The sequence below is a fragment of the Rhizobacter sp. P1_G5 genome, assembly GCF_056405435.1.
In genome coordinates this window covers 1-4,633 of sequence record NZ_JBFUCB010000495.1, presented here as the reverse complement: position 1 = coordinate 4,633, position 4,633 = coordinate 1, and the positions used below count along the sequence as shown (strand labels likewise).

Below are 4,633 nucleotides of genomic sequence, written 5' to 3'. Positions count from 1 at the left end.
CGGTAGTAGGTGAGCACCAGCCCGACGATGAAGCGCTCGTCGTCATCCTGCGGCACGTTGCGCAGGGCGTCGTCAGCGAGGGCTGCGGCAGGAGCGGGGGCCGCCGAGGAACCGGCCGCGTCGTGCGGCTGGTCCATCCAGCCGTTCGGCTTGTGGCACAGCACCTCGAACTGGCGTGCGAGCCGTTCGCCGATCTGCCGCGAGCGGCCCTTGATCTGGCTCCAGTAGCTCGGCTGGATCTGCAGGCGCTCGGCGAAGCGCCGTTCGAGGCCCCTCAGCGTGGCGGCATCCGGATGCTTGATGGTGTTGTGGACGAATTCATCGAAGAGGGCCAGCGCGTTGTCAAGGCGGAGCTGGGCCACGTCACGGGAGCCGGATTGCATGGTGCCGCATGATAAATCTTCGTGCATCAGCAGATGCGGCTGGGGTCGTCGGCAAAATCACGCTCTTTCCGCCCACAACCCTTTCACCGGCCGCGCAGCACCATGACGACCCTCGGAACCCCCCTCTCTCCCCAAGCCACCAAGGTGATGCTGCTCGGCAGCGGCGAACTGGGCAAGGAGGTGCTGATCGCGCTGCAGCGCCTGGGCGTCGAGACGATCGCGGTCGACCGCTACGAGAACGCGCCGGGCCAGCAGGTCGCGCACCATGCCCGCACGATCACGATGAGCGACCCGGCGCAGCTGAAGGCGCTGATCGAGGCCGAGCGCCCGCTGCTGGTGGTGCCCGAGATCGAGGCGATCGCGACGCCGATGCTCGAGGAGCTCGAGGCCGCCGGCACCGTGCGGGTGATCCCGACCGCCCGCGCCGCGCGCCTGACGATGGACCGCGAAGGCATCCGCCGGCTGGCCGCCGAGACGCTCGCGCTGCCGACCAGCCCCTACGTGTTCTGCGATTCGCTGGCCGAGCTGCAGGCGGCGATCGACGGCAAGAACAGTGATGGAATTGGCTACCCCTGCATCGTGAAGCCGGTGATGAGCAGCTCCGGCAAGGGCCAGAGCAAGATCGACGGCCCGGCCGACGTGAAGACCGCGTGGGACTACGCGATGGCCGGCGGCCGCGTCAGCCACGGCCGCGTGATCGTCGAGGGCTTCATCGACTTCGACTACGAGATCACGCAGCTCACCGTGCGCGCGCTCGGTGCCGGCGGCCAGGTCGAGACGCACTTCTGCGACCCGATCGGCCATGTGCAGGTCAGCGGCGACTACGTCGAGAGCTGGCAGCCGCACCCGATGACGCCGGCCGCGCTGGCGCGCTCGCGCGAGATCGCGAAGGCGGTCACCGACAACCTGGGCGGCCAGGGCCTGTTCGGCGTCGAGCTGTTCGTGAAGGGCGACATGGTGTGGTTCAGCGAGGTCAGCCCGCGCCCGCACGACACCGGCATGGTGACGATGATCACGCAGTGGCAGAACGAGTTCGAGCTGCATGCGCGCGCGATCCTCGGGCTGCCGGTCGACACTGCGCTGAAGAGCCCGGGCGCGAGCGCGGTGATCTACGGCGGCGTCGAGGCCAAGGGCATCGTGTTCGACGGCGTCGCCGACGCGATGCGCGTGCCGAACAGCGACATCCGCCTGTTCGGCAAGCCGGAGAGCTTCAAGAAGCGGCGCATGGGCGTGGCGCTGGTGCACGACAAGGATGTCGAGGTCGCGCGCACGCAGGCCAAGCTGGCGGCAAGCAAGGTGAAGCCCCGCGAGGCGTGATCCGTCAATCGTCGTCGCGCGCCTTGTACTGGCTGGTCAGCAAGGTCTGCGCCGACGGCGGCACCGCCTCGTAGTGGCTCAGCTCCAGCGTGTAGCGCCCCTGCCCGCCGGTCATGCCGTTCAGCCGCGCCTGGTAGCCGTTCAGCTCCGACAGCGGCACCAGCCCGTGCACCGTGATGCTGCCGGCCTGCATCGTGCGCGTGCCGTTCACCTGCCCGCGCTTGGCCGACAGGTCGCCGGTGATGTCGCCCATCGAGAACTCCGGCGCGGTGATCTCCACCTTCACCACCGGCTCCAGCACGATCGGCTGGGCCTTCATCACCGCATCGATGAAGGCCTTGCGGCCGGCCGTCACGAAGGCCACCTCCTTCGAATCGACCGAGTGGTGCTTGCCGTCGTAGACGATCACGCGCACGTCCTTCACCGGGTAGCCGGCGACCACGCCGCTGTCGAGCACCTGGCGCACGCCCTTCTCGACCGCGGGCAGGAACTGGCCGGGGATCGTGCCGCCCTTCACCTGGTCGACGAACTCGAAGCCCGCGCCGCGCGCGAGTGGCTCGATGCGCAGGAACACCTCGCCGAACTGGCCGGCACCGCCGCTCTGCTTCTTGTGGCGGTGGTGGCCTTCGGCCGGCACGGTCACCGTCTCGCGGTACGCGATGCGCGGCGGCCGCGTCGACACCTCGCACTTGTAGGTGTCGCTCATGCGCTCGAGCAGCGTGCGCAGGTGCAGCTCGCCGAGGCCGTAGACCACCGTCTCGTTCGTGCTCGCCGCATGCTCGACCTTCAGGCACGGGTCCTCGTCGACCAGCTTCTGCAGGATCTCCCACATGCGCTGCTCGTCGCCGCGGCGCTTCGGCTCGATCGCGAGGCCGTGCACCGGCACCGGGAACTCCAGCGGCTTCAGGTGCAGGTGGTCGTCTTCGGCAGCGTCGTGCAGCACCGCGTCGAAGTGCATCTCGTCGACCTTCGCGACCGCGCACAGGTCGCCCGGGATGCCGCGCGGCACCTCGACATGGTCCTTGCCCTGCAGCATGAACAGGTGGCCCACCTTGAACGGCTTGCGGCCGTCGCCGATGTAGAGCTGGCTGTCGCGCGTGACCGTGCCCTGGTGGATGCGGAAGATCCCCATCTTGCCGACATACGGGTCGACGGTGACCTTGAACACATGCGCGATCACGTGCAGCGACGCATCCGGCTGCGCATGCAGCTCCTTCGCATCCGCACCCTCGCCCTTGAAGAACTGCGGCGGGTTGCCTTCGGTCGGGTTCGGCAGCAGCAGGTCGATCACGTCGAGCAGCTCGGCCACGCCGGCGCCGTTGCGCGCCGAGACGAAGCAGATCGGGACCAGGTGACCCTCGCGCAGCGCCTGCTCGAGCGGTGCATGCAGCTCGCGCGGGTCGACGTCGCCATCGTTGAGGTAGCGGTCGACGAAACCGGGGTCGACCTCGACGACCTGCTCGACCAGCGCGCGGTGCGCCGTCTCCACAGAAGAAAAATCCGCCTCGCCGGACGGATTGAAGAAGCAGTCGACCACCTGGGTGCCCTGGGCCGCGGGCAGGTTCAGCGGCAGGCACTCCTTGCCGAAGGTGGCCTGGATCTTCGCGACCAGGTCCGGCAGGTCGAGCCCCTGCGCATCGATCTTGTTGACGATGATCATGCGGCACAGCCCGCGGTGCGCCGCCCAGTCCATCATGCGCGAGGCCATCATCTCGATGCCGGTCTGCGCGTTGATCACGATGGCCGCGGTCTCGACCGCCTCCAGCGCCGTCATCGACTGGCCGACGCAATCGGGCATTCCCGGCGTGTCGATCAGGTGGATCTGCGCGCTGCCATGCCCGAAGTGCATCAGCGTCGAGTTCAGCGAATGCTGCACGCGGCGCTCCATCGGGTCGAAATCGCTGACCGTCGTGCCGCGCTCCAGGCTGCCGGGCGCGCCGATCGCCCCCGCCTTGCACAGCAAGGCCTCGGTCAGGCTGGTCTTGCCGGATGCCGTCTGGCCGACCAGCGCGAGCGACCGGATGGCCGCGATCCCGGTGTTCACGGGATTCGATAGGCTTGACATGGCGCTCTCCTTTCGCGCCACAGGCGCTGAGCGGTGAGGGGGCGATCGAGGTTAGTGGATCGCACCGGCGGCGGCAAGCGGGGGCACCCGCGGCCGCGGCGGAGGGCATCGATCCCGGGCATGGTGGTGTCCTACAGCAGGCGGTACCGGTGGCCGACAGCCGGCGCGAGCGGTCCGCGTCACAGTGACCCTTCAGGCAACGGTCGTTTGCCCGAAGGATCCGTCATGACCACCCAGCCAGATTCCGGCCGCAACACCGGCCGAAAGAGCGACACCACCGTGCGGCGTGACCGCGACGCGGAGCCGCAGCTGCCGCACGAACGCGACGAGTCGAGCCAGAAGGACGAGACGCCGCGCCCGCGCATCGAGCAGGCGCACCGCGACGTGTCGCGCGGCCTGGTCGACACCGACCGCGGGCCGCCGATGGACAAGGCCTACAAGAAGCAGCAGTGACGGAGGTCGCTCAGGCCCGCACGATCGCCAGGCCCAGCGTCTCGAACCCGGCCAGCGCCTTCTTCGGCGTGTCGCCGTCGACGATCAGCCCGGTGGCGGCGCTGCAGGGCGCGATCGTGTACGCCGAGGCGCTCTGCAGCTTCTCGGCCGAGGCCGGCACCCAGGTTTCGGCCGCCTGCGTCATCAACGCGCGCTTGATGTGCGACTCTTCCAGGTCGCCGGTGGACAGCCCCGCGCCGATGGAGATGCCGGTGACGCCCATGAAGTACAGATCGGCCCGGATGCGGCCGATCGCCTCCAGCGCGCCGGCACCGACTGACACCACCGAGTGCTTGAACAGCCGGCCGCCGATCAGCACGACCTCGATCAGCGGATGCCCGACCAGCTCGATCGCGATCGTCGGGCTGTGGGTGAC

At 68.8% G+C, this 4,633-nt stretch carries 5 protein-coding genes; 2 read left to right on the top strand and 3 right to left on the bottom strand.

Annotated features, from left to right (window positions below):
• The coding region (locus AC1D12_RS25375; RefSeq protein ID WP_477843671.1) for a hypothetical protein at positions 1-383 on the bottom strand (383 nt) is incomplete at its 3' end.
• A gap of 102 nt (positions 384-485) precedes the next feature.
• Here AC1D12_RS25375 and purT point away from each other — a divergent pair.
• A complete protein-coding gene (gene purT / locus AC1D12_RS25370) occupies positions 486-1,700 on the top strand; it encodes a formate-dependent phosphoribosylglycinamide formyltransferase (protein WP_477843669.1) in 1,215 nt (404 codons plus the stop codon).
• Positions 1,701-1,704: 4 nt separating this feature from the next.
• Here the strand turns inward: purT and fusA are convergent, their stop codons facing one another.
• Entirely contained in the window at positions 1,705-3,765 is a 2,061-nt protein-coding gene (gene fusA, locus AC1D12_RS25365; protein WP_477827565.1) for an elongation factor G, read from the bottom strand.
• A 225-nt stretch (positions 3,766-3,990) separates the two neighbouring features.
• Between fusA and AC1D12_RS25360 the strand changes: the two genes are divergently transcribed.
• On the top strand, positions 3,991-4,218 hold the full coding sequence (locus AC1D12_RS25360) for a hypothetical protein (protein ID WP_477843667.1): 228 nt from the start codon (positions 3,991-3,993) through the stop codon (positions 4,216-4,218).
• Between the two features lie 10 nt (positions 4,219-4,228).
• Here AC1D12_RS25360 and AC1D12_RS25355 read toward each other — a convergent pair.
• A partial coding sequence (locus AC1D12_RS25355) for a DeoR/GlpR family DNA-binding transcription regulator (protein WP_477843665.1) occupies positions 4,229-4,633 on the bottom strand: 405 nt, incomplete at its 5' end.

What these genes read in the sequence shown, in the direction of transcription:
- purT (WP_477843669.1), top strand. Translation starts at nt 486, where the DNA reads ATGACGACCCTCGGAACCCCCCTCTCTCCCCAAGCCACCAAGGTGATG.
- fusA (WP_477827565.1), bottom strand. Translation starts at nt 3,765, where the DNA reads ATGTCAAGCCTATCGAATCCCGTGAACACCGGGATCGCGGCCATCCGG.
- AC1D12_RS25360 (WP_477843667.1), top strand. Translation starts at nt 3,991, where the DNA reads ATGACCACCCAGCCAGATTCCGGCCGCAACACCGGCCGAAAGAGCGAC.